At 66.5% G+C, this 21,963-nt stretch carries 19 protein-coding genes, 1 tRNA gene, 1 pseudogene and 1 riboswitch; of the genes and pseudogenes, 10 read left to right on the forward strand and 11 right to left on the reverse strand.

Annotated elements, in window-relative coordinates:
- Positions 1-188 precede the first annotated feature (188 nt).
- Positions 189-1,709: an APC family permease gene (locus tag G557_RS0106170; RefSeq protein ID WP_051224758.1), complete on the forward strand. Its 1,521-nt coding sequence runs from the start codon at positions 189-191 to the stop codon at positions 1,707-1,709.
- 44 nt (positions 1,710-1,753) lie between these two features.
- Entirely contained in the window at positions 1,754-3,733 is a 1,980-nt protein-coding gene (locus tag G557_RS0106175; protein WP_028245352.1) for an ABC-F family ATP-binding cassette domain-containing protein, read from the forward strand.
- 19 nt (positions 3,734-3,752) lie between these two features.
- Here G557_RS0106175 and G557_RS13935 read toward each other — a convergent pair whose 3' ends face one another.
- The 4 genes from G557_RS13935 to G557_RS0106195 all read right to left on the reverse strand — a co-directional run bounded on the left by G557_RS13935 (position 3,753) and on the right by G557_RS0106195 (position 7,110).
- Complete coding sequence (locus G557_RS13935) at positions 3,753-4,394, reverse strand: hypothetical protein (protein ID WP_028245353.1); 642 nt, start codon at positions 4,392-4,394, stop codon at positions 3,753-3,755.
- Positions 4,395-4,406: 12 nt separating this feature from the next.
- Positions 4,407-4,518, reverse strand: a riboswitch (SAM riboswitch).
- Between the two features lie 36 nt (positions 4,519-4,554).
- Positions 4,555-5,043, reverse strand: coding sequence for a hypothetical protein (locus G557_RS12115; RefSeq protein ID WP_028245354.1), 489 nt, complete (start codon positions 5,041-5,043; stop codon positions 4,555-4,557).
- Positions 5,044-5,090: 47 nt separating this feature from the next.
- A complete protein-coding gene (locus G557_RS0106190; RefSeq protein ID WP_028245355.1) occupies positions 5,091-5,759 on the reverse strand; it encodes a class I SAM-dependent methyltransferase in 669 nt (222 codons plus the stop codon).
- Between the two features lie 160 nt (positions 5,760-5,919).
- Positions 5,920-7,110 carry a MarP family serine protease gene (locus G557_RS0106195; protein WP_036961527.1) on the reverse strand — a complete coding sequence of 397 codons (1,191 nt, stop codon included), beginning with the start codon at positions 7,108-7,110 and terminating at the stop codon, positions 5,920-5,922.
- A 46-nt stretch (positions 7,111-7,156) separates the two neighbouring features.
- Here G557_RS0106195 and G557_RS0106200 point away from each other — a divergent pair.
- The 4 genes from G557_RS0106200 (at position 7,157) to G557_RS0106215 (ending at position 10,690) form a co-directional block, all read left to right on the forward strand.
- Positions 7,157-7,228, forward strand: a tRNA-Gln gene (locus G557_RS0106200).
- Between the two features lie 29 nt (positions 7,229-7,257).
- Positions 7,258-8,694: a bifunctional UDP-N-acetylglucosamine diphosphorylase/glucosamine-1-phosphate N-acetyltransferase GlmU gene (gene glmU / locus G557_RS0106205; RefSeq protein WP_028245357.1), complete on the forward strand. Its 1,437-nt coding sequence runs from the start codon at positions 7,258-7,260 to the stop codon at positions 8,692-8,694.
- Positions 8,695-8,721: 27 nt separating this feature from the next.
- Positions 8,722-9,699, forward strand: coding sequence for a ribose-phosphate diphosphokinase (locus G557_RS0106210; protein WP_028245358.1), 978 nt, complete (start codon positions 8,722-8,724; stop codon positions 9,697-9,699).
- Positions 9,686-10,690 (forward strand): asparaginase domain-containing protein, encoded by a 1,005-nt coding sequence (locus tag G557_RS0106215; RefSeq protein WP_028245359.1) that lies wholly within the window; start codon positions 9,686-9,688, stop codon positions 10,688-10,690. The genes G557_RS0106210 and G557_RS0106215 overlap by 14 nt, the downstream gene beginning before the upstream one ends.
- A 286-nt stretch (positions 10,691-10,976) precedes the next feature.
- Here G557_RS0106215 and G557_RS0106220 read toward each other — a convergent pair whose 3' ends face one another.
- Together G557_RS0106220 and G557_RS0106225 are read right to left on the reverse strand one after the other, a co-directional pair.
- The gene (locus G557_RS0106220) at positions 10,977-11,528 is read right to left on the reverse strand and encodes an NADPH-dependent FMN reductase (protein ID WP_028245360.1); all 552 of its coding nucleotides are present in this window, start codon (positions 11,526-11,528) and stop codon (positions 10,977-10,979) included.
- A gap of 148 nt (positions 11,529-11,676) precedes the next feature.
- On the reverse strand, positions 11,677-13,068 hold the full coding sequence (locus G557_RS0106225; protein ID WP_051224760.1) for an amino acid permease: 1,392 nt from the start codon (positions 13,066-13,068) through the stop codon (positions 11,677-11,679).
- Between the two features lie 91 nt (positions 13,069-13,159).
- Between G557_RS0106225 and G557_RS12120 the strand changes: the two genes are divergently transcribed.
- From G557_RS12120 to G557_RS0106240, 3 genes are all read left to right on the forward strand, one after another.
- The gene (locus tag G557_RS12120) at positions 13,160-14,914 is read left to right on the forward strand and encodes a long-chain-fatty-acid--CoA ligase (protein ID WP_036961530.1); all 1,755 of its coding nucleotides are present in this window, start codon (positions 13,160-13,162) and stop codon (positions 14,912-14,914) included.
- Positions 14,915-14,981: 67 nt separating this feature from the next.
- Entirely contained in the window at positions 14,982-15,332 is a 351-nt protein-coding gene (locus tag G557_RS12125) for a DUF4186 domain-containing protein (protein WP_036961533.1), read from the forward strand.
- Positions 15,333-15,357: 25 nt separating this feature from the next.
- The gene (locus G557_RS0106240; protein WP_028245362.1) at positions 15,358-15,936 is read left to right on the forward strand and encodes a mismatch-specific DNA-glycosylase; all 579 of its coding nucleotides are present in this window, start codon (positions 15,358-15,360) and stop codon (positions 15,934-15,936) included.
- A 76-nt stretch (positions 15,937-16,012) separates the two neighbouring features.
- Here the strand turns inward: G557_RS0106240 and G557_RS0106245 are convergent, their stop codons facing one another.
- Both G557_RS0106245 and G557_RS0106250 read right to left on the reverse strand, forming a co-directional pair.
- Positions 16,013-16,387 (reverse strand): hypothetical protein, encoded by a 375-nt coding sequence (locus G557_RS0106245; protein ID WP_028245363.1) that lies wholly within the window; start codon positions 16,385-16,387, stop codon positions 16,013-16,015.
- The gene (locus G557_RS0106250; protein WP_156877094.1) at positions 16,387-16,917 is read right to left on the reverse strand and encodes a hypothetical protein; all 531 of its coding nucleotides are present in this window, start codon (positions 16,915-16,917) and stop codon (positions 16,387-16,389) included. The genes G557_RS0106245 and G557_RS0106250 overlap by 1 nt, the downstream gene beginning before the upstream one ends.
- 560 nt (positions 16,918-17,477) lie before the next feature.
- Here G557_RS0106250 and G557_RS0106255 point away from each other — a divergent pair.
- Positions 17,478-18,032 (forward strand): DUF6630 family protein, encoded by a 555-nt coding sequence (locus tag G557_RS0106255; protein ID WP_036961536.1) that lies wholly within the window; start codon positions 17,478-17,480, stop codon positions 18,030-18,032.
- A 28-nt stretch (positions 18,033-18,060) separates the two neighbouring features.
- On the opposite strand, the gene G557_RS0106260 is transcribed toward G557_RS0106255, so the two are convergent.
- From G557_RS0106260 to G557_RS14110, 3 genes and pseudogenes are all read right to left on the reverse strand, one after another.
- The gene (locus G557_RS0106260) at positions 18,061-18,972 is read right to left on the reverse strand and encodes a hypothetical protein (RefSeq protein WP_156877095.1); all 912 of its coding nucleotides are present in this window, start codon (positions 18,970-18,972) and stop codon (positions 18,061-18,063) included.
- Entirely contained in the window at positions 18,969-19,952 is a 984-nt protein-coding gene (locus G557_RS13730) for a PoNe immunity protein domain-containing protein (RefSeq protein WP_211220532.1), read from the reverse strand. Before G557_RS13730 ends, G557_RS0106260 begins: the two co-directional genes overlap by 4 nt.
- Before the next feature lie 31 nt (positions 19,953-19,983).
- Positions 19,984-21,963 (reverse strand): annotated as a pseudogene (locus tag G557_RS14110) (hypothetical protein); the annotation flags it as partial.

Below are 21,963 nucleotides of genomic sequence, written 5' to 3' on the forward strand. Positions count from 1 at the left end.
GTCGTATGTGCAAAGCAGCACCCCGACATGTGCGCGCAGTGCACCGATCCACCACAAGCGGACGGTGCGGGAGCCAGGACAGTGATCGGGCGTGCGGCGCACCGGAGGCGCGCCGGGCCCACGACAGTCCCGCGCATCCATGGCGCCGCTCACACCAAATGCACCCAGAATGCAGAAGGACCATTCCCATGTCATCACAGCAGTCCACGCCAGAGGCGCTTCCCGAAGACCGGCCATCTCTGGTCAGCCGCATCCTTCGTCGCGAGGATCCCGCCACCTACCTGCGCAAGGACGCCCATCTGAACCGGGTGCTGCGCGTGCGAGACTTCCTCGCGCTGGGTGTGGGCACCATCGTCTCGGCATCCATCTTCACGCTGCCCGGGCAGGTCGCCGCGCAGCACACCGGCCCTGCCGTCGCGCTCTCATACATCGGGGCGGCGATCGTGGCCGGGCTGGTGGCCTTCTCGTATGCCGAGATGGCCTCGGTGATGCCCTTCGCAGGATCGGCCTACTCCTGGATCAACGTGGTCTTCGGCGAGATCTGGGGCTGGATCGCCGGGTGGGCGCTGCTGGCCGAGTATCTGCTGGCCGTGGCATTCGTCGCCAGCGGGCTGAGCTCGAACCTGCAGGGGCTCATCGGCACGGTGGGGCTCACCCTGCCCACCAACCTCGCCAACCCCATGGGCACCTCCGGCGGTTTCGTCGACCTGTTCGCGGTGCTGGCCATCCTCATCGTGTTCGCGCTGCTCTCACGCGGAGTCTCGGCCGCGGCCCGCGTGCAGAACGTGCTGGTGGTGCTCAAGATCGCTGCCATCGCGCTGTTCATCATCGTGGGGGTGACCGCACTGCATCCCGAGAACTACGTGCCGTTCATCCCCGACTACCAGGTCAATGCCGACGGCACCGCCTTCGGCGGCTGGCAGGGTATCTACGCGGGCGTCTCGATGATCTTCCTGGCCTATATCGGCTTCGACTCCATCGCGGCCAACTCCGCCGAGGCCAAAGATCCGCAGCGCACCATGCCCCGTGGGATCCTCGGCTCGCTGGGCATCGCGGTGGTGCTGTTCGTCTCCGTGTCGCTCGTGCTGGTCGGCATGAACCACTACAGCGTGTACGGTGGCACCTCGGCCGAGCCCATCGGTTACGCCCTGCGCAACGCGGGGCATCCCGTGATCGCCGTGGTTGTGCAGACGATCGCCGTGGTCGGCATGTTCACGGCGTTGATCGGGATGCTGCTGGCCGGCTCGCGCCTTCTGTACTCGTTCGGCCGCGACCGGCTGCTGCCGGGCTGGCTCGGGCAGCTCAACGAGCGGCACCTGCCCAACCGCGCACTGCTGGTGATCACCATCATCACCATCGTCGTCGGCGCGTTCTTCCCCTTCACCTTCCTGTCGCAGCTGGTGTCTGCCGGCACGCTCATCGCCTTCGTGTTCGTGAGCCTGGGCGTCTACGCCCTGCGCCGCCGCGAGGGGCGCGATCTGCCCGAGGCCTCGTTCAAGGTGCCGTTCTACCCGGTGCTGCCGGCCTTGGGTGCGCTGGCCTCGGCGTTCGTGTTCATCGGGCTCAACGTCGACGCGCAGATTGTGGCCGGCATCTGGTTCGTCATCGGTCTGGTGCTCTACCTCTCCTATGGGGTGTGGCACTCCCGCGCGGGGCGCGACGAGCCGGTACCCGAGCCAGACCGGGACCTGCGCGCGTCGGGGGAGTGAGCTGCTGACGCATCCATGCGAGCCCCCCGCGGTATCCTCGACGAATGGCACATCTTCTCGGAGCCGAGCACATCAGTCTGAGCTATCCCACGAAAGACGTCTTCGATGACGTGTCGCTGGGGCTCTCAGAGGGGCAGCGCATCGGCATCGTCGGCCGCAATGGCGACGGCAAGACCACCCTGCTGCGGCTGCTCGCCGGCGAGATCACCCCTGACAGTGGGCGGGTCACTCGCCGCGGAGGCATCACCGTGGGCGTACTGGCACAGGCTCCAGACTTCGCCGGAGTGCACACCGTGGCCGAGGCGGTCGTGGGCGATCTGCCCGAACACGAGTGGGCATCTCAGCAGCGCGTGCGCGACGTGCTCAATGGGTTGCTCGCCGACATCGACTGGCACGCCGACGTTGACGAACTCAGCGGCGGGCAGCGACGGCGAGTCGCGCTCGCAGCGCTGCTGCGTCAGGAATGGGACGTGCTGTTTCTCGACGAGCCCACCAACCATCTCGATGTCGAGGGCATCACCTGGCTGGCCCGACACCTGCACGATCGCTGGGCAAAAAACGCTGGCGGGCTCGTGATGGTCACGCACGACCGATGGTTTCTCGACGCGGTGGCCACCGACACCTGGGAGGTGCACGACCGCACCGTCGAGCCCTTCGAGGGCGGGTACGCAGCGTACATTCTGCAGCGTGTCGAGCGCGATCGGCAGGCGGCGGCGATCGAGGCCAAGCGACAGAACCTGATGCGCAAAGAGCTCGCCTGGCTGCGCCGTGGCGCGCCGGCGCGCACCTCGAAGCCGAAGTTTCGCATTGAGGCAGCCAACGAGCTGATCGCCGACGTGCCACCCGTGCGTGACGCCGTGCAGCTGCGGGCGATGGCCACCAGTCGCCTGGGCAAAGATGTGATCGACATGCTCGATGTCGACGTGCGCTATTCGGGCGAGACGCTGCTGCACGACGTGGTGTGGCGGCTGGGGCCAGGCGATCGCGTGGGTCTGCTCGGCGCCAACGGAGCCGGCAAGTCGACCCTGCTCGATCTGGTGCGGCGTGCGGCAGCCAGCCCGGGAGAGAGCCTCACTGCCGAGAGCTTTCCAGTGGTGGGCGAGACGCGATCAGACTCGTATCCCTCGGATCGCTCCGCGATCCTTCCGCCAGCCCCGGGGCCACACTCGTCTGACAGCGTCTCGCCCGCCGCTGAGGTGTCGGGCAGCGCGGTCATCACCAAGGGCCGCATCAAGATCGGCAAGACCGTGCGCCTGGCCGAACTCACGCAAGAGCTGCACGAGCTCGACGACATCGCCAACGACCGAGTGCGCGAGGTGATCGGGCGCATCCGCACGTCATATCGAGTGGGCGACGAAGAGCTCACTCCAGGCCAGCTGCTTGAGCGCCTCGGCTTCTCGAGCGCGCAGCTGTCGACGCCCGTGCGAGATCTGAGTGGTGGCCAGCGCCGCCGCCTGCAGTTGCTGCTGACCCTGCTCGACGAGCCCAACGTGCTTATTCTCGACGAGCCCACCAACGACCTCGACACCGACATGCTGGCCGCCATGGAAGACGTGCTCGACGCGTGGGGCGGCACCCTGATCGTGGTCAGCCACGACCGCTACTTTCTCGAGCGCGTCACCGACGACCAGTACGGGCTGATCGGCGGCACGCTGCGGCACCTGCCGGGCGGGGTCGACGAGTTTCTGCGTCTCGACGCTGCTGCGGGGTCTCGGGCCGGTGGGCAGGGTACGCAGGATGCGCTGGGCGCCGGTAGGGCATCCATCGCGACCGAGACAGAGGCAAACACGTCGGGGCTCAGCGGCGCCGAGCGCCGCGCGGCCGAGAAAGAGCTGAGCGCACTGGAGCGCAAGCTCGAGAAGGCGCGAGCTGCGTTGACCAAGGTCGATGCCGAACTTGCCGCCGCCGATCAGAGTGACTTTGCGGGCTTGGCGAGCATCGACGCGCTGCGGCGCTCGACCAGTGCCGAGATCGATGAGTTCGAGGCTCGCTGGCTCGAATTGGCCGAACAGCTCGAGGGGTGAGCGTAGGCGCTGAGCGCCGCTACCCCTGACGCTGTGGCGCCGCAGTGACCCACCTGTCGCTCCATTGGGCAGCCCAGTCGTCGGGCGAGTTGAAGTGCACTGCGCAGGCATTGGCTCGTCGGGCGAGCATCGGCACCGAACGATCGGTGGGGCGGCTCGGCGTGATCCACCGGAGGTCTGCCGACTGCAGCAGACGGTCGATCTCGGCCCAACTCAGACCGGGCAGGTGCTCATCGAGGTAGGCATGAGAGACGCCGTGCGACAGCGGAATCCAGTGGTCGTAGCGAATCAGCGCATCAAGCTCATCGGCGTCGAGGTGCCAGGCAAAGCGCTGCAGATCAACGCCCTGCACCGGGGTGCGAAACTGCACGGTGGTCTCGCCGTCGTCGCTGAGGGGTATGCCCACGGCGATCTGCAGGCGCCCGAGTGTGTCTGCCACAAGAGCGTCGCGGGTGGCGAGGCTGTCGCTGGCCTCGGGCCCTCGCACATCGGCAGAGCCGAGTTCGGTGGTGCGGGTCATTGCAGTCAGGCGCAGCGTTTGGCCGGGCAGCAGCTGGTCGACGCGGGCGGCGAGGGCAGCCGGCAGCTGCGAGACTCGCAGGCCGGTGCGAATGCGCGCGGGCTCGCCGAGCGGGCGCGAAGGGGTGGGATTGGTTGACATGACATACCTCTCGGTCGGTGCTTGCACACGCGGTTGCGTGGGCCCGTTCTTGCCCTGGGGCACCCGCACCGTAGAACGGGTTGCCGCGCGACCAGCCAGGTACTGTCAGTCGCGACTCATGAACGTGCTCACACTCTATGGCCTGCCACCGACACGCACGTCAGGATGACGCAGTAAACACCTCATGCGCGCTGGCAACCATGCGCCGCCCAAAGCTGCGCTGGTCGCTCATGCCGTGCACCAGCTCGCGGGCGCGCGCCTGCGTGAGCTCGACCTCGTGCAGCTCGGCCAGCGCCAGCAGATAAACCAGGGTGAGCTCGAACTGAGCCTGGCGATCCCCGGCGGGCAGTAGCTTGGCTGCGCCCACCCGCGCGGCGTTGCTCCCGAGGCGGCGAGCCAAGCTCGAAGCTGCTCGCCCGGTGGCCTTGGTGGCCACTTTGGCGGTGCCCTTCGCCCCAGGGATGCGCGCCAGCGCCACGCCGGCAGCCACCGTTCCTGCGGTCATCAGCCCGCCGGCCACGCCCACCGCTGCGATATAGCGGCGATCAAGGATGCGAATCAGCGTCTGCGCGTCGGCCTGCGGATGCTTCCGGCGCAGCCGGTCGACATATTTGGCGGCAATTCTTCGATGCGGTTCTCTCGGGTTCATGGTGACCTCCGATCTCGGGTCGAGCGATTCTCGCACACTCCCGTGAATCAGAGTGAACGCTTGAGCAGCACGACGCTGTCGACCAACTCGCCGGTCTCACCATTCGGGCCGGTGGCGCGTCGGGGGCGCTTTTCTGCGATTTCGGCACGCCAACCCTGACCGTCCCCGACTGCATCGAACACGTCTGACTCGGGTGTTGGAAAGACGTGCGCAGGCTGGTGCCCGCCGTGATCATGGCCTTGTCGGGCCCACGGCGGCCGCTCGGCGTGTGCAGTGATCAGCAGATGGCCTCCGGGCGCCACCATGCCAGCCGCACGCCGCAGAATCGCCGGCCGGTCGATCTGTGCCGACCAAGAGTGCAGATACGACGCTGTCACCAGATCGAACTGTTGGTCACCAGCCGGCCGCCAGACCGACAGATCGGCCGCGATCAGCTGCAGCTGAGCATCCTCGATGCCGGCCTGGCGAGCAGCCGCATCGCCGCGTGCAACTGCGGTTGACGAGAGGTCGACCCCGGTCACCTGCCAGCCGTGCTGGGCCAGCCACACGGCATCGCCGCCCTCGCCGCAGCCCAAATCGAGAGCACTGCCTGCAGGCAAATCGGCAGCCACCTCGGCCAGCACTGGGTTCACGCGCCCTGACCACACCTGATCGGCCGTGGCGTAGCGGTGCTCCCAGAAGGCGGCGAGATCGTCTGCGTGCTGCTGCTCGTTCATGTGAACAGCATGATCGATGGCGCACCGCAGAGCAACCCGCGCTGCACTAGGCGAGCGCTTGCGAAAAATCGCCGGGGAGATGCGATTGTCTCGAGTTTTCGCCAGCATCTGGCGAAGAATTGCTAAAACACCAGTGAGCTGGCGAATTTTGGCAAGAGCGTCACCCCACAGTGCACGTGCCGGGGCTCACCGCGGCCGACATCGTCGCAGCCTGCTGCACCACCGGGCGCACGCTGTCGAGCGTGAGCACATAGCCGACGCCGTCGATCGAGGCCTCTTTGGCGAACACAATGCCGGCGATCTGCCCGGCCTGGTTCAGCAACGGGCCGCCCGAATTGCCCGACTGCACGTCTGAGGCGATGGTGGCGACGTCGCTTCGCGTGCGCCCGCTTTCGTTCGAGAAGGTGACCGGCGAGGTGCTCATCACCGTGGCCGAGTGCGACTGGAACGGCCCGCCGTACGGGTAGCCCATGACGGCGCCAGCGTCGCCTACGCTCAGCCCGTCGGCCAGGCTCAGCGAAGCGGTGTCGAGCCCTTCGACTGCAATCAGGGCGAGGTCGGTGTCGGCGTCATAGTAAACGACACGCCCGGTGAGTGCGGCCTGACCTGGGGCCTCCACTACCGGTGCCGACACGCCGGCGACCACATGAGCATTCGTCAGGATGCGGTCGTGCGCCACCACCACACCCGAGCCCGACTGGCTTTGTCCGCAGCGGTATGCCGTGCCGGTGATGCGCACCACAGACTCCGCAGCCTGTGTGAGCTCTGGCGTGCCGAGATCCACCTCGGCGGTCTCGGGCACCGAGTCGATGTCGCCGAGGGCCTCGACCAACCAGTCGCCGGCGTCGCTGAAGGTGCTGCTGGTCATGGCGCGCAGACTGGCTTGCCATTGGGCTGGTACGGCGGTTTCGATGGTGCCGAGCACCCGCGAAGAACTGAGTGCGCTGGTCAGCAGCGGCGACCCGAGCGCCGACAGCGACGAACCGATAATCAAGATGACGGCGGTGCTGAAGACGAAGCCGGTGCCGGCTCCCAGTGTGCGGTTGACGGCTCCGAGGCGCAGCCGCTGCAGTGCAGAGCTCAGCCCCCGGCCGATGGCCGTGCCGATGGCTCCGCCAAGAGCGACCAGCGCCACGCCGGTGAGCACCACGCCGAACAGGCGCGGGCGTGAGGCTGGCAGCCACGAGTTGACGAGCGGAATGGCGAACACTGCGGCGATACCGCCTGTCACCATACCGGCCAGCCAGAGCACTGTCGGCACGAGGCCACGCCGCCAGCCATGCACCACTTGCGACACGATGAACAGCAGCAGCACTGCGTCGAGCAGCCAAGCAGACACCGTCGGGTTCATGAATGCCATCGTACGGGGTAGAGTAGTCAGGGCAGTTCGCTGCCGGTCCGCCCTGGTGTAACGGCAGCACGACAGCCTTTGGAGCTGTGAAGACCAGGTTCGAATCCTGGGGGCGGAGCGATCCAAACGAATGGGAGCACCGGACAGATGGCCGACACCAACCTGGCAGTGATCATCCTCGCCGCAGGCGAGGGCACGCGAATGCGATCGGCGAAGCCGAAAGTGCTGCACGAGTTGGCTGGTCGGCCTCTGATCGGGCATGTGCTCTCTGCCGCTGAGTCACTCGAGCCCGCGCATGTTGTGCTTGTGGTGCGACACCAGCGTGAGCGCGTCGAGGCGGCAGCTCGAGAGCTGTTGCCGCAGATCGAGATCGCCGTGCAGTCAGACGTGCCGGGCACGGGCTCGGCCGCCGAGGCTGGCTTGGCTCTGCTCGACGACGACTTCGTGGGCGACGTGTTGATCACCAGTGGCGACGTGCCACTGCTCGATGGCGACGCCCTCGACAAGTTCGTCTCGCAGCATCGCGCCAGCGGTGCAGCCGCAAGCGTGCTCACCGCGCAATACGCCGACCCGAGCGGTTACGGGCGCATCGTGCGATCGGCAGCTGGCGACATCGAGGCCATCGTCGAGCATCGCGATGCCACCGACGACCAGCTGCTCATCGACGAGGTCAACTCGGGCACCTATGTGTTCCAGGCCAACGACCTGCGCCAGTCGCTGACCGGCATCGGCACCGACAACGCCCAGAACGAGAAGTACCTCACCGATGCCATCGCAGATCTGGTGGCTCAGGGGCGGCCCGTCTCGGCACAGATCATCGACGACCCGGTGCTGGTCGAGGGTGTCAACGATCGCGTGCAGCTGTCGGCGCTGGCGACTGAACTGAACCACCGCATCCTTGCGAAATGGCAGCGGGCTGGCGTCACCATACAAGACACCGCGAGCACCTGGATCGACGTGACCGTCGAGCTGGGGCAAGATGTCACCCTGCTGCCCGGCACGCTGCTGCAGGGCACCACGGTGGTGCAAGACGAGGCTACGATCGGCCCCGACACCACGCTGGTCGACACCGAGGTCGGCTTCGGTGCCGAGGTCGTGCGCACCCATGCCCTGTCGGCTCGCATCGGCGAGCACGCCAACGTCGGGCCCTTCGCCTACCTGCGCCCTGGCACCGTGCTGGGCGCCGACGGCAAGATCGGCACTTTCGTCGAGACCAAGAACGTCACCATCGGCCAGGGGGCCAAGCTTCCGCACCTGAGCTACGCCGGCGACGCCGAGATCGGCGAGGGGTCGAACATCGGCGCCGGCACGATCTTCGCCAACTACGACGGGGTGCACAAACACCGCTCGGTCGTCGGCCCCCAGGTGCGCACTGGCGCGCACAACGTGTTCGTCGCTCCCGTGCACATCGGGGCCGGGGTGTACTCCGGCGCGGGCACCATCATCAGAAAAGACGTCCCCGCGGGAGCGCTCGCGATCACCAAGGCCCCTCAGGTCAATAATGAGGGCTGGGTCATCGAGCATCGCGCGGGTTCGGTTTCGGCTGAGGCGGCCGAAGCGCAGCACAACACCGCCGAGCAGTAGCCGGCGACGGCAAGAAGGGCACCCCTAATGTCAGGCATTAATGCGGACAATCACAAGCGACTCGTGCTGGTCAGCGGGCGGGCGCACCCGGCCCTGGCTGCCGAGATCGCAGCCAACCTCGGCACCGAGCTCGTGCCCACCAAGGCGCTGAACTTCGCCAATGGTGAGATCTACGTGCGCTTCGACGAGAGCATCCGCGGCTCAGACGCCTTCGTGATTCAGTCACACACCTCGCCGATCAACGAGTGGCTGATGGAGTCGCTGATCATGGTTGATGCACTCAAGCGTGCCTCGGCCAAGCGCATCACCGTGGTGGCCCCGTGCTACCCCTACGCTCGTCAAGACAAGAAGCACCGCGGCCGCGAGCCCATCTCGGCTCGCCTGGTCGCCGATCTGTTCAAGGCCGCCGGCGCCGACCGCCTGATGTCGGTCGACCTGCACTCGCCGCAGATCCAGGGCTTCTTCGACGGCCCGGTCGACCACCTGTTCGCCCAGCCAATTCTGCTCGATCACTTCGCCACCACGCTCGACCGTGAAAACCTCACGATCGTCTCGCCCGATATGGGGCGCGTGAAGGTGGCCGACACTTGGAGCGACAAGCTCGGTGCTCCGCTGGCGATCATTCACAAACGCCGCGACCCGCTGGTGCCCAACCAGGCCACGGCCCACGAGATCGTCGGCAACGTCGAGGGGCGCACCTGCCTGGTGGTTGACGACCTGATCGATACCGGCGGCACAATTCTCGCCGCTGCCCGTGCACTCAAAGAGCAGGGCGCGGCCAAGGTGGTCGTGGGCGCCACACACGCAGTGTTCTCCGACCCGGCGGTCGAGCGGCTCTCCAGCCCCGAGATCGACCGCGTGGTGGTCACCAACACGCTGCCGCTGCCGCCCGAGAAGATCTTCCCCACGTTGACCGTGCTGTCGATCGCTCCGCTGATCTCGCAGGCGATTCACGAAGTCTTCGCCGACGGCTCTGTGACTTCGATGTTCGATGGCGCAGCGTAGCCTTCGGCTGCTGTACACCGGCGGCACGCTGGGCATGGTTGCCGGGCCGGATGGCCTGGTTGCGACCGCTGGCATCGGCGCGCGCCTGCGTGCGCTGGTCGAGCCCCAGATCGAGGTCATCGAGATAGAACCCGTCATCGACTCGGGCGACGCCGGGCCGGCGCTCTGGCAGCGTCTCGTCGAACAGGTGCGCCAGGCCGAGCGCGATGGCGCCCCGGGTGTGGTCATCGTGCATGGCACCGATACCTTGGGCTACACCGCGGCCGCGCTGGCACTGGCCGTGGCCGATGTGCGGGTGCCGGTCATCCTGACGGGGGCGCAGCACCCGCTGTTCGGCGGCGCCGCACCAGAGCCCGAGGCGTTGGCCAATCTGCGCGGAGCTGTTCGCATGGCCGGGCGCCCACAGGCTGCTGGTGTGTGGGTGTGGTTCGGCGGGCGACTGCTGCCCGGAGTGCAGGCCACCAAGGTTTCGACGATTTCGGCGGCTGGCTTTGCCGCGCCCAACGCGTCGGCCGCGGTAAATCGCCCGGTCGGTGATGAGTCGCAGAGCGAGCGTGGTGCGGCGCAGCCGGCGCTGCCGGGTGTGCGCGCGCTGCTGCCGCAGTTCACTGCGTTCGATGCAGATGCTGCGGTCGGTGTGGTGCGGGTGTTTCCCGGCATGAGCGCCGATCAGCTGGCACGGGCCCTTGGGAGAGATGCCGGCGTGGTGCTGCAGGTGTTCGGCTCGGGCACCGCTCCCACGAGCACGGCGGGCTTCGTCGAGGCCCTCACCGAGGCGACTGCGCGTGGTCAGGTGGTGGTGGCCGTCAGCCAGGCACTGATCGGCGGAGTCGATTTGGCAGCCTACGCACAGTCGTCGACGCTGGCTCGAGCCGGCGTGATCGACGGGGGAGCGCTCACTGTTGAGGCCGCCCTGGCAGCCCTGCACTTCGGGCTCGCCTGCGGGCTGAGCTCGGCAGAGCTTGCGAGCTTCATCGACGGGCTGGTCTGAGTTTTCTGTGGCACCCCCAGCTGCAGTTCTTGCCGCTGGGCCGACTCTCGTGCTGCCCGGCGCCGTGCGACGTGCGCGCAAAGTCGGCAGGTGCGACGTGATGTCTGCAGTGAAGCCCGGTGGTGCCGACATTGTGCTGGTGGTGTCGACTTTGCGCTGCGAGCGACCGTGTTCGGGTGCCTGAAAGCCAGCCGAGCGCCCCGAGATCACCGCCCATAAAAAGGCGTACCCCCTCGAGCGAGGGGGCACTCGAGGGGGCACGTGTGATGCCGGTGAAGGCGGTCTGTCAGTCGTTGACCTTGTGGATCAGCGCCACGAAGGCCTCGATGATGCTCGAGACAAACTGCTTGGTGCCGTCGTTGGCGAACTCGCCCGACTCGTTCAGCAGTTCAGGGGTGAACTGGATGTAGCCCTCGGGCTGGCCCAGCTGGATCGTGTTGAGGAACGCCAAGATGCTCTTCAGGTGCTGCTGGCCGGCCGCGGTGCCGATGGCCCCGGGGGAGGTGCCGACCACGGCGACGACCTTCTGGTTGAACGAGTTGGTGCCCCAAGGGCGGCTCGCCCAGTCGATGGCGTTCTTGAGCACGCCGGGGATCGAGCGGTTGTACTCGGGAGTGACGAACAGGATGCCGTCGGCACCTTCGATGCCGGCCTTCAGCTCTTTGCCGGCCGCCGGGTAGTCGGCGTCGAAGTCGTAGCTGTAGAGAGGCAGCTCGTTGATCGGAATCTCGAAGAACTCCACGTCTTCGACGGGGAGCTTGGTGATGGCCTCAGCGAGTTTGCGGTTGATGGAGCCGCTGGCGATGCTGCCGACGATGTAACCGATGCGAAGAGTCATTGAATGACGCCTTTCTGCGCGATGTGAAAAGAGAATCGACGGTCGCTCTGGCCGCCGCACATTCCATAGCCTACAACATTTGTAACAACAAGCAAGCGGAGTGTCGCTGTGTGTGCGCTGAGAGAGCTGAGCCTCGGCAGCAGACGATTCAGCGGCGCTTGGGCACGCGGCCGCCGGTGACCGCACGGTGCACCCAGGCGATCAGATAGAGCACGCCGGTGGCCACCAGCGTCCAGATCAACGACCAGCGGGTGCTCGGGGTGACCAGCATGAGCACGGCGAATGCCCCCATGCCGACCAGCCCGATGATCGACAGCCAGGGGTGCCACCACATGCGCAGATGCAGCGACCCCTCGGCCTCGAGCTGGCGGTTCAGACGCAGCTGCGAGATCAGAATCAGCACCCACACGACCAGCAGGGCCGAGCCCACCGCGTCGAGCAGAATCGAGAAGATCTGGCCCGGGATCCACCAGTTGAGGAACACCCCGACCAGTGAGAGCACCAGTGACAGCAGCACGGCCGTGGTGGGCACGCGGCGACCCGACAGACGCAGCAGCGGAGTGAATCCCTCGCCGCTGGCGGTCAGCGAGTAGGCCATGCGGCTGGTCGCATAGATGTTCGCGTTGAACGCCGAGAGCAGTGCCAGCGCGGCAATCACCTGCATGACGGTGGCGATTGCGGGCACCCCGGCCAGCTGCAGCACGGCCACGAACGGGCCGTTGGGGCCAACGATCGTCGGGTCGTTCCACGGCAGCAGAGTGACGATCACGAACATCGAGCCGATGTAGAACAGCAGAATGCGCCAGAAAATGCTGCTGGTGGCTGACTTGATCGCGCGCTGCGGGTCATCGGCCTCCGCCGCTGCGATCGTGATGATTTCGACGCCACCGAAGCTGAACATCACTGCGAGCAGACCAGCCGCGACTCCGGACATCCCATGTGGGGCGAAGTCGCGCAGGTTGCTCAGCCCCACCTCGTGGCTGCCGACGAGGCCGAAGATCATGGCGAACCCGATGATCAGAAACAGCACGATCGTGGCCACTTTGATGCCTGAGAACCAGAACTCGAACTCGCCGAAACTGCGCACTCCGCGCAGATTGACCGCGCCGAAAACCACCACGAATGCGAGCGCCCACACCCACTGGGCCACGGCCGGAAACAGCGAGTTGAGAATGCCGGCGGCACCACTGATCTCGGCGATCAGCACGAGAATCAGCAGAAACCAGTAGAGCCAGCCGAGGGTGAATCCCACCCGCGGGCCGATGGCCTGCGTGGCGTAGGTGGCGAACGAGCCGGTGGATGGGCGGGCTGAGACCATCTCTGCCAGCGCGCGCATCACAATCATCACGAGCAGCCCGGCGATCAGGTACGACACCATGATCGCTGGCCCAGCCGTGGCAACCCCCTGCCCACTGCCGAGAAACAGGCCCGCACCCACTGCCGACCCGAGGCCCATCATGGTCAGGTGTCTGGTGCGAAACCCTCTGCGCTTGCCCGACTGTGAGATTTCGACGTCTGGGGTGCTCTGGTCTCCGGTCATTGGGTCCTCTCGTGGTCAGGTTTCTGGCAACACCTGGCCACCGATGAGTCTAAGGCGACCCGCGCATCCATGGGCAACTAGACTGTCTGCCATGCCTCACAACGCCTCCGAACTCAACGCGACCCGCGCCTGGAACCGCTTCTATGCCGAGGGCACGCCCGCCGACATCGACCTGCCCCAGGGGTCGCTCTACGACATGCTCGAAGACCGTGCCAACCGGTTCTCTGACAATGTGGCGATCGAATTCTTCGGCGGTGAGACCACCTACTTGCATCTGTTCAATCAAGTCAACCGGTTCGCCGAGGGGCTGCGCATCGCCGGCGTGAAGGCCGGGGATCGGGTGACGTTGATCCTGCCGAACTGCCCGCAGCACGTGGTGGCGTTCTACGCGGTGCTGCGTCTGGGCGCAGTCGTCGTTGAGCACAACCCGATCTACACCGCCGATGAGCATGCCAAGCAGTTTGCCGACCACGGCGCCGATGTTGCCGTGATCTGGGACAAAGCCTGCGCAACCATCCGGCAGATGCCCCGCAAGGTGCAGCCGAAGACGATCATCTCGGTCGATATCACCCGGGCGTTCCCGCTGAAGCTGCGGCTGGCGCTGCGCCTGCCGCTGCAGAAGGTTCGCGACAAGCGCTCCGCCCTCACCCAGTCGGCGCCGGGCACCGTCGCCTTCGAGCGGCTGGCAGCCTCCACGCCCATCGATCGCGAGCATCCTCGGCCCGCGGTCGACGACACCGCAGTGCTGCAGTACACCTCGGGCACTACCGGCGACCCCAAGGGTGCGATCATCACGCACTCCAACCTGTGGTCGAATGCGCGCCAGGGCGCCGCTTGGATGCCCCGCTTCACGCCGGGGCGCGAGACCATTTACGGCGTGCTGCCGATGTTCCACGCCTTCGGTCTGCTGCTGTCGGTGATCTACTCTGTGCATGTGGCGGCGCGGGCCACGCTGTTCCCCACGTTCGACCCGCAGCTGATCATCGACGCGTCGAAGCAGCATCCGGCGACGTTCATCCCGGCCGTGCCGCCGATGTACGACCGCCTGGCGCGCGTGGCCCGCGAGGGCAAGCTCGACCTCTCGGGAGTGATCTACGCGATCTCGGGGGCGATGACCCTCAACGACGCGATCGTCGACCGCTGGGAGAAGGTGGCCGGCGGGCGCCTGGTCGAGGGCTTCGGCATGACCGAGACCAGCCCGGTGGCCCTCGGCAACCCGTTCACGGCCGAGCGCAAGACCGGCACGATCGGCATCCCGTTCCCCTCGACCGACATCAAGGTGGTCGACCCCGACGACCTCACCCGCGAGGTCGAGCTCGGCGAGGTGGGCGAGCTGCTGGTGCACGGCCCGCAGGTGTTCCAGGGCTACTGGAATCGCCCCGAAGAGACCGCCCAGACGCTGCTCGAAGGGCGCTGGGTGCGCTCGGGCGATCTGGTCACCCAAGACGAGGACGGCTTCGTGACGGTCGTCGACCGCAAGAAGGAGCTGATCATCACCGGTGGGTTCAACGTCGCGCCCACCGAGGTCGAGAAGGTGATCAACCGCATCCCCGGCGTCGCCGAGTCGGCCGTGGTCGGCGTCAGGCGCGGCAGCGGAGCCGAGAGCGTGACCGCGGTGGTCGTGCTCGAACCCGGTGCCGTCTTCGACGAGGCCGCCGCGCGCGCCTACGCCCGCGAGCATCTGGCCGAGTATAAGGTGCCGCGCTCCTACCAGGTGTGGGACGAGCTGCCCAAGTCGCTGATCGGCAAGGTGCTGCGCCGCGAGGTGCGCGAGCGGCTGCAGGCCGGCCGCGGGGCGAAGTCCACACGGCAGCACGGCGCCGGGGGCGACGACGTCGAGCGCTGAGACGCCCGAGGCCGGGCGGCACGGGTCTGCCGAGGCGCCGGGTGCTGATGAGCAGAGCACCCGACGGATGCTCGCCAGGCTTCGCACCTCGGCCTTCCGCGCGCGGTTCCGGCTCGGGCCCCGTGAGATCGCGTATGCCCGCACGAAGGGCCGCGCCATCATCGAGCGGCATGCACATGAGCTGCTGGCCGCCCGGGTCGGGCCCGCCGCGCCTGCCAACGACGGCCGGCAGACGCCCTACCGGGGGCACCCGGTGTTCGTGGCCCAGCACGCGACAGCCACCTGCTGCCGCGGCTGCATCGCCAAGTGGCACGGCATTCCCGAGGGCAGCGCGCTGACCGGGGCCGAACTCGAGCGTCTCGCATCCATCGTGATGGCATGGATCGACGCCGAGCTGCTGGCCGACACTCGGCGCTGAGGCGCTTCTGGCGCACAATGGATGCGTGCGATTCACTCGAGCCCAGCTGCAGGCCTTCCGCAACTGCACCGTCGACGACATCATCGGCCCCGGCACGCGACTGCTGTTCGTCGGGGTGAATCCCGGGCTGTGGACCGCCGCGGTGAACACGCCCTACGCGTACCCCGGCAATCGGTTCTGGCCGGCGCTCATGCGCAGCGGACTGGCGCCCGACGGATGGACGCCGGGTGTCTTCGACGCCAGTCAGGGGCTCACCGCAGTGCAGCGCGGGCAGTTCATCGCCGCGGGGCTCGGCTCTACCAACTTCGTGAACCGGGCCACCGCCCGTGCCGATGAGCTCTCGCGAGACGAGCTCGAGGCGGGTGGGGCGCGGCTGCAGGGGCTGGTCGGTGAGCTGCGGCCCGCGGTCGTGGCCATCCTGGGGGTGATGGCCTACCGGGATGCGTTCGGGCGGCCCAAGGCGCGCATGGGGCGGCAGCCCGAGCCCCTGGCCGGCGTGCCGGTGTGGGTGTTGCCGAACCCGAGCGGGCTCAACGCGCATGAGACCATCGACTCGATCGCGGCGAAGATGCGGGCGGTGGGGGAGGCCGCGGGGCTGCTGTGAGCGCTGGTGCGCGTGCACGTGCCGCCCTGCGCCGCAACCGCAGCAGCCAGACCCTGATCAGCCGTCGAGGCCGAACTCACCCCAGTGCACCACCCGCACGCAAAAACGCAACACCCAGATACACCTGCCCCGCCGCAAAGACGATCACAAAAGGGAACACGAGCAGTACCGTCAGCACGACATCCCGGCGAGAGTACTTCCTTGCAAGATCAGAACGCCCATCGGAGCGCCATAGCCTCCACAGCACGTACGGGGGGATGAGCAGGGCTGGGAGTGGGGCGCCTCCGCGGAAGTGGCGCACCCCGCCCTCGATGGTGGTTGTCAGTGGCACTTGGGTGGGCACGTAGACCACGACGGCAACCGACACCAGAAAACAGATGAGCGTCACCCACCAGACGACCCTCGGCCAGACTGGCCGGCTCCGTTTGGGGTCTTCGACTTCCTCCGTCATTACTGGGGGTCTCCAGGAGTAGCCGCTTCAGATGGTGGGGCGGGTGCCGGTTCGGGGGCCGGGCTGCCATCTTCTTGGGTCGCCTCGTCGATGACGTACTTGATCGCGTCGACGCCCAGGCCTGCATGTTCGCCGGCATAGGCTGCACCGACATGCGCACCCCACGACGGCCGCCCCGACCAGGTCAGCTGTTCAGCACCCGGGAACTTCGCCAACGCAGCACCACCAACCGCATCCAAAAGACCGTCATCCACACCATACCCCTCGTCGGAATCGTCCAGCCCAGCCTGCACCAGACTGCCAGCAACCTCCGCAGCAGCAGGCACACCAAACCCCACAGCTCCCTGCCACCTCGGACCCTCTATGTGTTTGGCGAGGTGTCCGCCTTGTGCTCCGGCTGCTCCTGCGACGGCACCGCCGGCCGCGGCTGCTGCTGCTCCTTGAACGGACCAGTCCTGCTGGTCGGTCGTGGCGAGATAGACGCCGGTGTTGCCCACCGCGCCGAACGCCCCATTCGATACCGCCGACATGCCCATCTGCCCCCACTCCACTGACTGGCGGCTGCTCCCACCATCACCAGGCACGCTACCACCAGCACCACCTGGCCCGTCGCCACCGGCACCGCCAGGCCCGTCTCCACCGGGTCCGCTTGTGCTGTCGCCAGGGCTGCCGGACGCCGAATGCCTGCCAACACCAGTGCTCGTGCCGGTGCCGGTGCCGGTGTCTGGGGTGGTGGCCTGTCTGGCGTGTGCTCCGTGACGGAGGTCGCCGGTGATCCGTGATGTTGAGCGCTCGGCGTCGGCGCCGGCGTGTGTCAAAGAGGGCCGCCCACTCGCGCGGGCCAGCAAGCCGTGACGTTGTCGATCGCGCGCCGGCCAGTGGAGGGCATGCCGCCCGGGATGAAGTTTAACCCCATCGCCAGCAGGAACTGCCCGGTCGACATGTTGCCTTCGCGTGCTCCGCAATATCGTCAGCCGTCAGCAACGCCCCAGCAGCAAACGCGATACCGGTACGACTACTTGGCAGAGGGAGAGCGCCGGGTCAGGGCTGGTGCCTGAGGTCTCGCTGATGGATTGGGTATTCTGGGTACATGGTTTTGGATCAACAGCAGGTGTGGCAGCAGCTTCTCACGGCGGTCGGTGCTGACGCGCGCATGTGCGATCTGGTGGGTGTGATGGCGGGCGATCCGGTCGCATCTTTCGGTCGGGTTTCGGATGACGCGGTGCTCGGCGAGGTGTTCTGGTCTGCTGACTCGGTGGATGCCTGGGTCGGGCTGGCCGCGCTGCTGCAGGCCGATCGGCGGGCGGTGACGGTTGACTGGGATGAGTTGCCGACGAATCTGTTCGGTCTGATCGAAGATCTTCCGGTTATTGCTCAGACTGGTCTGGACACTGCGAAGGTCGAGGCCCTGGTCGAGTTGCTGGACGACTTGGATGCGCCGGGTCTGGACCGCATGCTGGTGGCTGTCGCGTTCGTCAATGCGTGGTTGGCGCCGGCCGGGCTGGCGCTCGTGCACTGGGATACCGACTCTGACTCGTACACGTTCGTGGCCGCTGGTGTCGGCCGGGCGGCCGATATCGTCTCGGCCGGCACCGCCTTGGGCAAAGAAGCTGCTGTCCCGGCTCTCACGGGTCTGCTCGCCTGAGCGAATCAGGCGTCGACGGTTTCGCGGGTCACTCGTTGAGGGTGTTCGGCGGGAGGATCCACCGGGATGGGTGTATTCCAGTATCGGTCAGTGCCGCCCCGTACACGTCGATCACCTGTTGCCAGGGGTGTGGGTGCACGGTGCCGTCGTCGTCGACGGCGTGCACGAAATCGACTCTGGGCAGCAGCGCTTCGAGCCCGGCAGGCACGGAGCAGTAGGTCACGTATGAGCCGTCGCGGCCTTGGGCGAGCTCGACTTCGGGCACGTACCGCCCGGCCGCCGTGGTCTCACCGAGCAGCTCGCGTTGCGCGGCGTACCAGCGGGCATCCCAGGTGCGGGTCAGCTGCGAGAACCCGACGCCCAGATCGGTGCCCCACGTGTAGGCCTGCCAATGGTGGCCGTCCGCGCCTACGGTCAACGGCCGCCCGGATACCGGCGTCCGCACCGAGCCCGACGCGTCCATGGCCGCCCGCACCGCCTTGCCCAACCCGTCATGGTCGTCACCACCGACGAGCACCAACAGATCCTGGGCAACCGGGAACACCACGGCCCGCCCCGACACCTGGAACCCGCTGATGGTCGCCGCGTCAAGCACGGCGACAGCGATCTGCTCCGGATCGGTCAGCACCCACGTACCGGGCTGCACCTGAGACGTGTCGACCGCACGCCCGGAAAACGCACGCGTCCCGGCCGCGACCACCTCGCCAAACCCCACACCCCACGCATCCACCATGCCGACACTGACCTGCACAACCTGGTCGCCGTCATCGATCACCGCGCCCACACCCACCCCGGGCGCGAGTGCGAGCACCGCCTGCCTGCTGTCCGGGTGACCAGACGCGTCCAAACGCATCCCCGCCACACCAGACACGTCCAACCCCACCAGCCGCAACCGCACCCGCGCAGCCACCGACCCAAACCCGTCAAACATACCCATCACGCAACCCCCTCACCAGAACCAGCATCAGAACCCTCACCAGCGCCAGAACCAGCACCAGCTGTGGGTGACGCGTCTGGTAAGACATCACTGATCGCGTCCAGATCCACCTCGCCAGGCAACGGCCCCGTCCCGACCAGCCCAGGATGCTCACCCCGCCACGCGGCGAGGTCTCTCGGCAGGTACTCCGAATCAAACCGGTCAACATCCAGACCCAACACCGAGATCACCGCAGCAGCCTCAAAACACCAATACCCGTAATACTCACGTGACCCCTGCAGGTTGCCGAGCGTGTGGGCGTTCCACCACCCGAACTTCCGGCACTGGTTGTACCAGCCGGCCAGATACTTCGTAATGATCGCGACCTGCTCGTCCGTGTCAGCGGTATCAAACGCGGACGCCAACAACCCGTAGGCAGGACGCTTCGCAATATCCGTATCCCCGACCACCCGGTCAGGCAGGGCCGTCTTGACCAAACGATCCAACAGACGATCATGCCCACCAGGAGAACCCGGCCACGCATCCACCACCGCACCAACCCACGCAGGCCCCACCCCCAAACACACACACAATGACACCAAACGCAACACCCGATAATGATCAGGCACTTCAGAATCGGGATACGCAAACCAAACGGAAGGATTTACAGAGTCTTCAGGCAGTAACGTCATCCTTCTCCGTGCTTCAACAAACGTAGCGAGAACCGGAAACAACTGCAGGCGCAGCTCATCAACTGAAGTCCCGAATGAATACCTCTTCAACCACGCAGCCGTGGCGCTGTTCGTCCAGCTCATCACATACGAAGTAAGAAGGCCTGAGGGCGACTTGCGAGATTCAGATGAGAAAAGAATCCGCTCTGAACGCCTCCGAAAAGACTCGATCGAAGCATCATGGGCTTTGATCCATTTGCGGTAGAATCCTTCGTCGCGTCGCCAGTCGCGCATCACATTCTCCTCCGGATCATCTGGTCTTGGCCTTGCCATGACTCTATCAAGAGCCCCTGACATTCTGTGTTCATAGCAGCACGGTGCTGTGCTTGATCTCGCGTGACACAGATCCCACGGCCTCAATCCGGTTCAGCTGCACCACACCCTCCACATCAACACGAGACACCACCCGGTCCACAGCGCCAACTTCGAATTGATCCAAGAAGCGCTCTCTGCTGAACACGTCATCGCCGAAAGCATCCATGATCCGTGTGGACTCGCGATTTTGTCGTACGGTTCCGTTGAGCCATTCGTCGCTCATTTGCATGCCGGAGTTTTTGGTGTGTCCGAGGTGGGCGGTGTTGTATTTGGCTTCGACGATGACGAAGTGGCCGTCTTTCTCGTAGATCCCATCGATGCCCGGGGTGGTCGTGGGCTTGTCGACCGAGACTTTCGTATACCCTTGCTCGGCCATGTACGCGTCAGTCTGAGCCTCACCGAACTGACCCTTCAAATGACTCGTCGACAACCCATCATCAGCATGCTCGGCCGCGTACGACTCCCACGACTGCCCCGTCGGATTCGACGCCACCGCCTCCACACGCCCCGACCCACCAGACGCATCACCGCCAGACCCGTCACCACCGGGTCTACCTGTGCTGTCGCCAGGGCCGCCGCCAGGGCTGCCACTGTCGCCAGGGGTGTCGCCGTGCACGCCGGCATTATCAGAGTGAGACTGCTCGGGTGCCGAGGTGTCGCCGCCGTGCCCGTTGGTGTCGCCGTGCGTGTCTGTGTCGCTGTGTCCGCTGGTGTCGCTGCTCGTGCTGGTATCCGGGTCTGGGCGTGCGTCAGGGGTCGTGTCGGCATCTGGGCCGGTGCCGGTGTCACTATGGGACGGGACGCTCTCGTGCGTATCTGGCCGTCCGGCAGGCGCATCCCCGGCATGCGGTATATCCGGGGTGTGTGCCGCATCCGGGGTCTGCGTGTGTGCCGCATCGGGGGTGCTCGCCTGTGAAGCGTCACTGCGAGGCGCGTCGCTGTGCGACGAAGCAGCGGAATTCCCATGGCCTGTGGGCGAGCCCGCCTCAGAACCCCCAACTTCCGAGTGCCGGCCGGCACCAGTATCAGCGCCCCGACCGGCCCCATGACTGGTGCCGGTGCCGGTGTCTGGGGTGGTGGCCTGTCTGGTGTGTGCTCCGTGACGGAGGTCGCCGGTGACCCGTGTTGTTGAGCGCTCGGCGCCGGCACCGGCGTGTGCCAAAGAGGGCCGCCCGCTAGCGCGGGCCAGCAGATCCGTGACGTTGTCGATCGCGCGTTTGCCCGAGGCGAGCACGCCCTGAGAGATCGGGTCGGTGCGCACCGACCGTTTCGCACCATCCCACGCCCGCTGCGACGCGGCAGACACCCGGTCACCCGCACGCTGGGCGGCACTCCACGCCTTCTTCGACCCGGACACAACAGTGTCTGCGGCGTGGGTCGCGGCCTGCCCGACACGACCTGAGGCGGCAGCCACTCTGCCCGCGCCATGGGCGATCGCACCGACTCCCTTAGCCAGCGCCTTTCCTCCCTTGGCGATCGCGCCGCCCGGGATGAAGTTCAACCCCAACGCCAGCAGGAACTGCCCGGTCGACATGTTGCCCTTCGCGTATTCCGCGATATCGTCAGCGGTCAGCAACGCCCCGGCACCGAACGCGATACCGGCAGCGATCCACCCCGCAGGCCCCGACAGGAACAACCCCGCCACCGCGGCGACGACGACCACGACCGTCGCGACCGTGACCAGCACTTTCCACGCATCCGAGTTGGTGAGTTTCTCCCACCAGGAGTCCGCGGGGATCGCGTGCTCGGTCGCGGCCTGCAAACGCCCGGCCGTGGTGTGTGCATCTTCCTGGTACGACTGCTTCGCAGAGGCCACCAGTCGCCTGGCCGCATCCAGCCGGGCCTGCGCGTCACCGACCTGGGCCGACGCTGCTCCGACACGGCCTGCGGCGTCCTGCTGCTGCCGGTACAGAGAGCGCACCACAGACCCCGACGGCACGCTCAACCCCGACGGCACCTGATCAGACGG

This window comes from Pseudoclavibacter soli DSM 23366, from assembly GCF_000423505.1.
In the GTDB taxonomy this organism is placed as follows: Bacteria; Actinomycetota; Actinomycetes; order Actinomycetales; family Microbacteriaceae; genus Pseudoclavibacter_A; species Pseudoclavibacter_A soli.

What these genes read in the sequence shown, in the direction of transcription:
- G557_RS0106170 (WP_051224758.1), top strand. Translation starts at nt 189, where the DNA reads ATGTCATCACAGCAGTCCACGCCAGAGGCGCTTCCCGAAGACCGGCCA.
- G557_RS0106175 (WP_028245352.1), top strand. Translation starts at nt 1,754, where the DNA reads ATGGCACATCTTCTCGGAGCCGAGCACATCAGTCTGAGCTATCCCACG.
- G557_RS13935 (WP_028245353.1), bottom strand. Translation starts at nt 4,394, where the DNA reads ATGTCAACCAATCCCACCCCTTCGCGCCCGCTCGGCGAGCCCGCGCGC.
- G557_RS12115 (WP_028245354.1), bottom strand. Translation starts at nt 5,043, where the DNA reads ATGAACCCGAGAGAACCGCATCGAAGAATTGCCGCCAAATATGTCGAC.
- G557_RS0106190 (WP_028245355.1), bottom strand. Translation starts at nt 5,759, where the DNA reads ATGAACGAGCAGCAGCACGCAGACGATCTCGCCGCCTTCTGGGAGCAC.
- G557_RS0106195 (WP_036961527.1), bottom strand. Translation starts at nt 7,110, where the DNA reads ATGAACCCGACGGTGTCTGCTTGGCTGCTCGACGCAGTGCTGCTGCTG.
- glmU (WP_028245357.1), top strand. Translation starts at nt 7,258, where the DNA reads ATGGCCGACACCAACCTGGCAGTGATCATCCTCGCCGCAGGCGAGGGC.
- G557_RS0106210 (WP_028245358.1), top strand. Translation starts at nt 8,722, where the DNA reads ATGTCAGGCATTAATGCGGACAATCACAAGCGACTCGTGCTGGTCAGC.
- G557_RS0106215 (WP_028245359.1), top strand. Translation starts at nt 9,686, where the DNA reads ATGGCGCAGCGTAGCCTTCGGCTGCTGTACACCGGCGGCACGCTGGGC.
- G557_RS0106220 (WP_028245360.1), bottom strand. Translation starts at nt 11,528, where the DNA reads ATGACTCTTCGCATCGGTTACATCGTCGGCAGCATCGCCAGCGGCTCC.
- G557_RS0106225 (WP_051224760.1), bottom strand. Translation starts at nt 13,068, where the DNA reads ATGACCGGAGACCAGAGCACCCCAGACGTCGAAATCTCACAGTCGGGC.
- G557_RS12120 (WP_036961530.1), top strand. Translation starts at nt 13,160, where the DNA reads ATGCCTCACAACGCCTCCGAACTCAACGCGACCCGCGCCTGGAACCGC.
- G557_RS12125 (WP_036961533.1), top strand. Translation starts at nt 14,982, where the DNA reads ATGCTCGCCAGGCTTCGCACCTCGGCCTTCCGCGCGCGGTTCCGGCTC.
- G557_RS0106245 (WP_028245363.1), bottom strand. Translation starts at nt 16,387, where the DNA reads ATGACGGAGGAAGTCGAAGACCCCAAACGGAGCCGGCCAGTCTGGCCG.
- G557_RS0106250 (WP_156877094.1), bottom strand. Translation starts at nt 16,917, where the DNA reads ATGTCGGCGGTATCGAATGGGGCGTTCGGCGCGGTGGGCAACACCGGC.
- G557_RS0106255 (WP_036961536.1), top strand. Translation starts at nt 17,478, where the DNA reads ATGGTTTTGGATCAACAGCAGGTGTGGCAGCAGCTTCTCACGGCGGTC.
- G557_RS13730 (WP_211220532.1), bottom strand. Translation starts at nt 19,952, where the DNA reads ATGGCAAGGCCAAGACCAGATGATCCGGAGGAGAATGTGATGCGCGAC.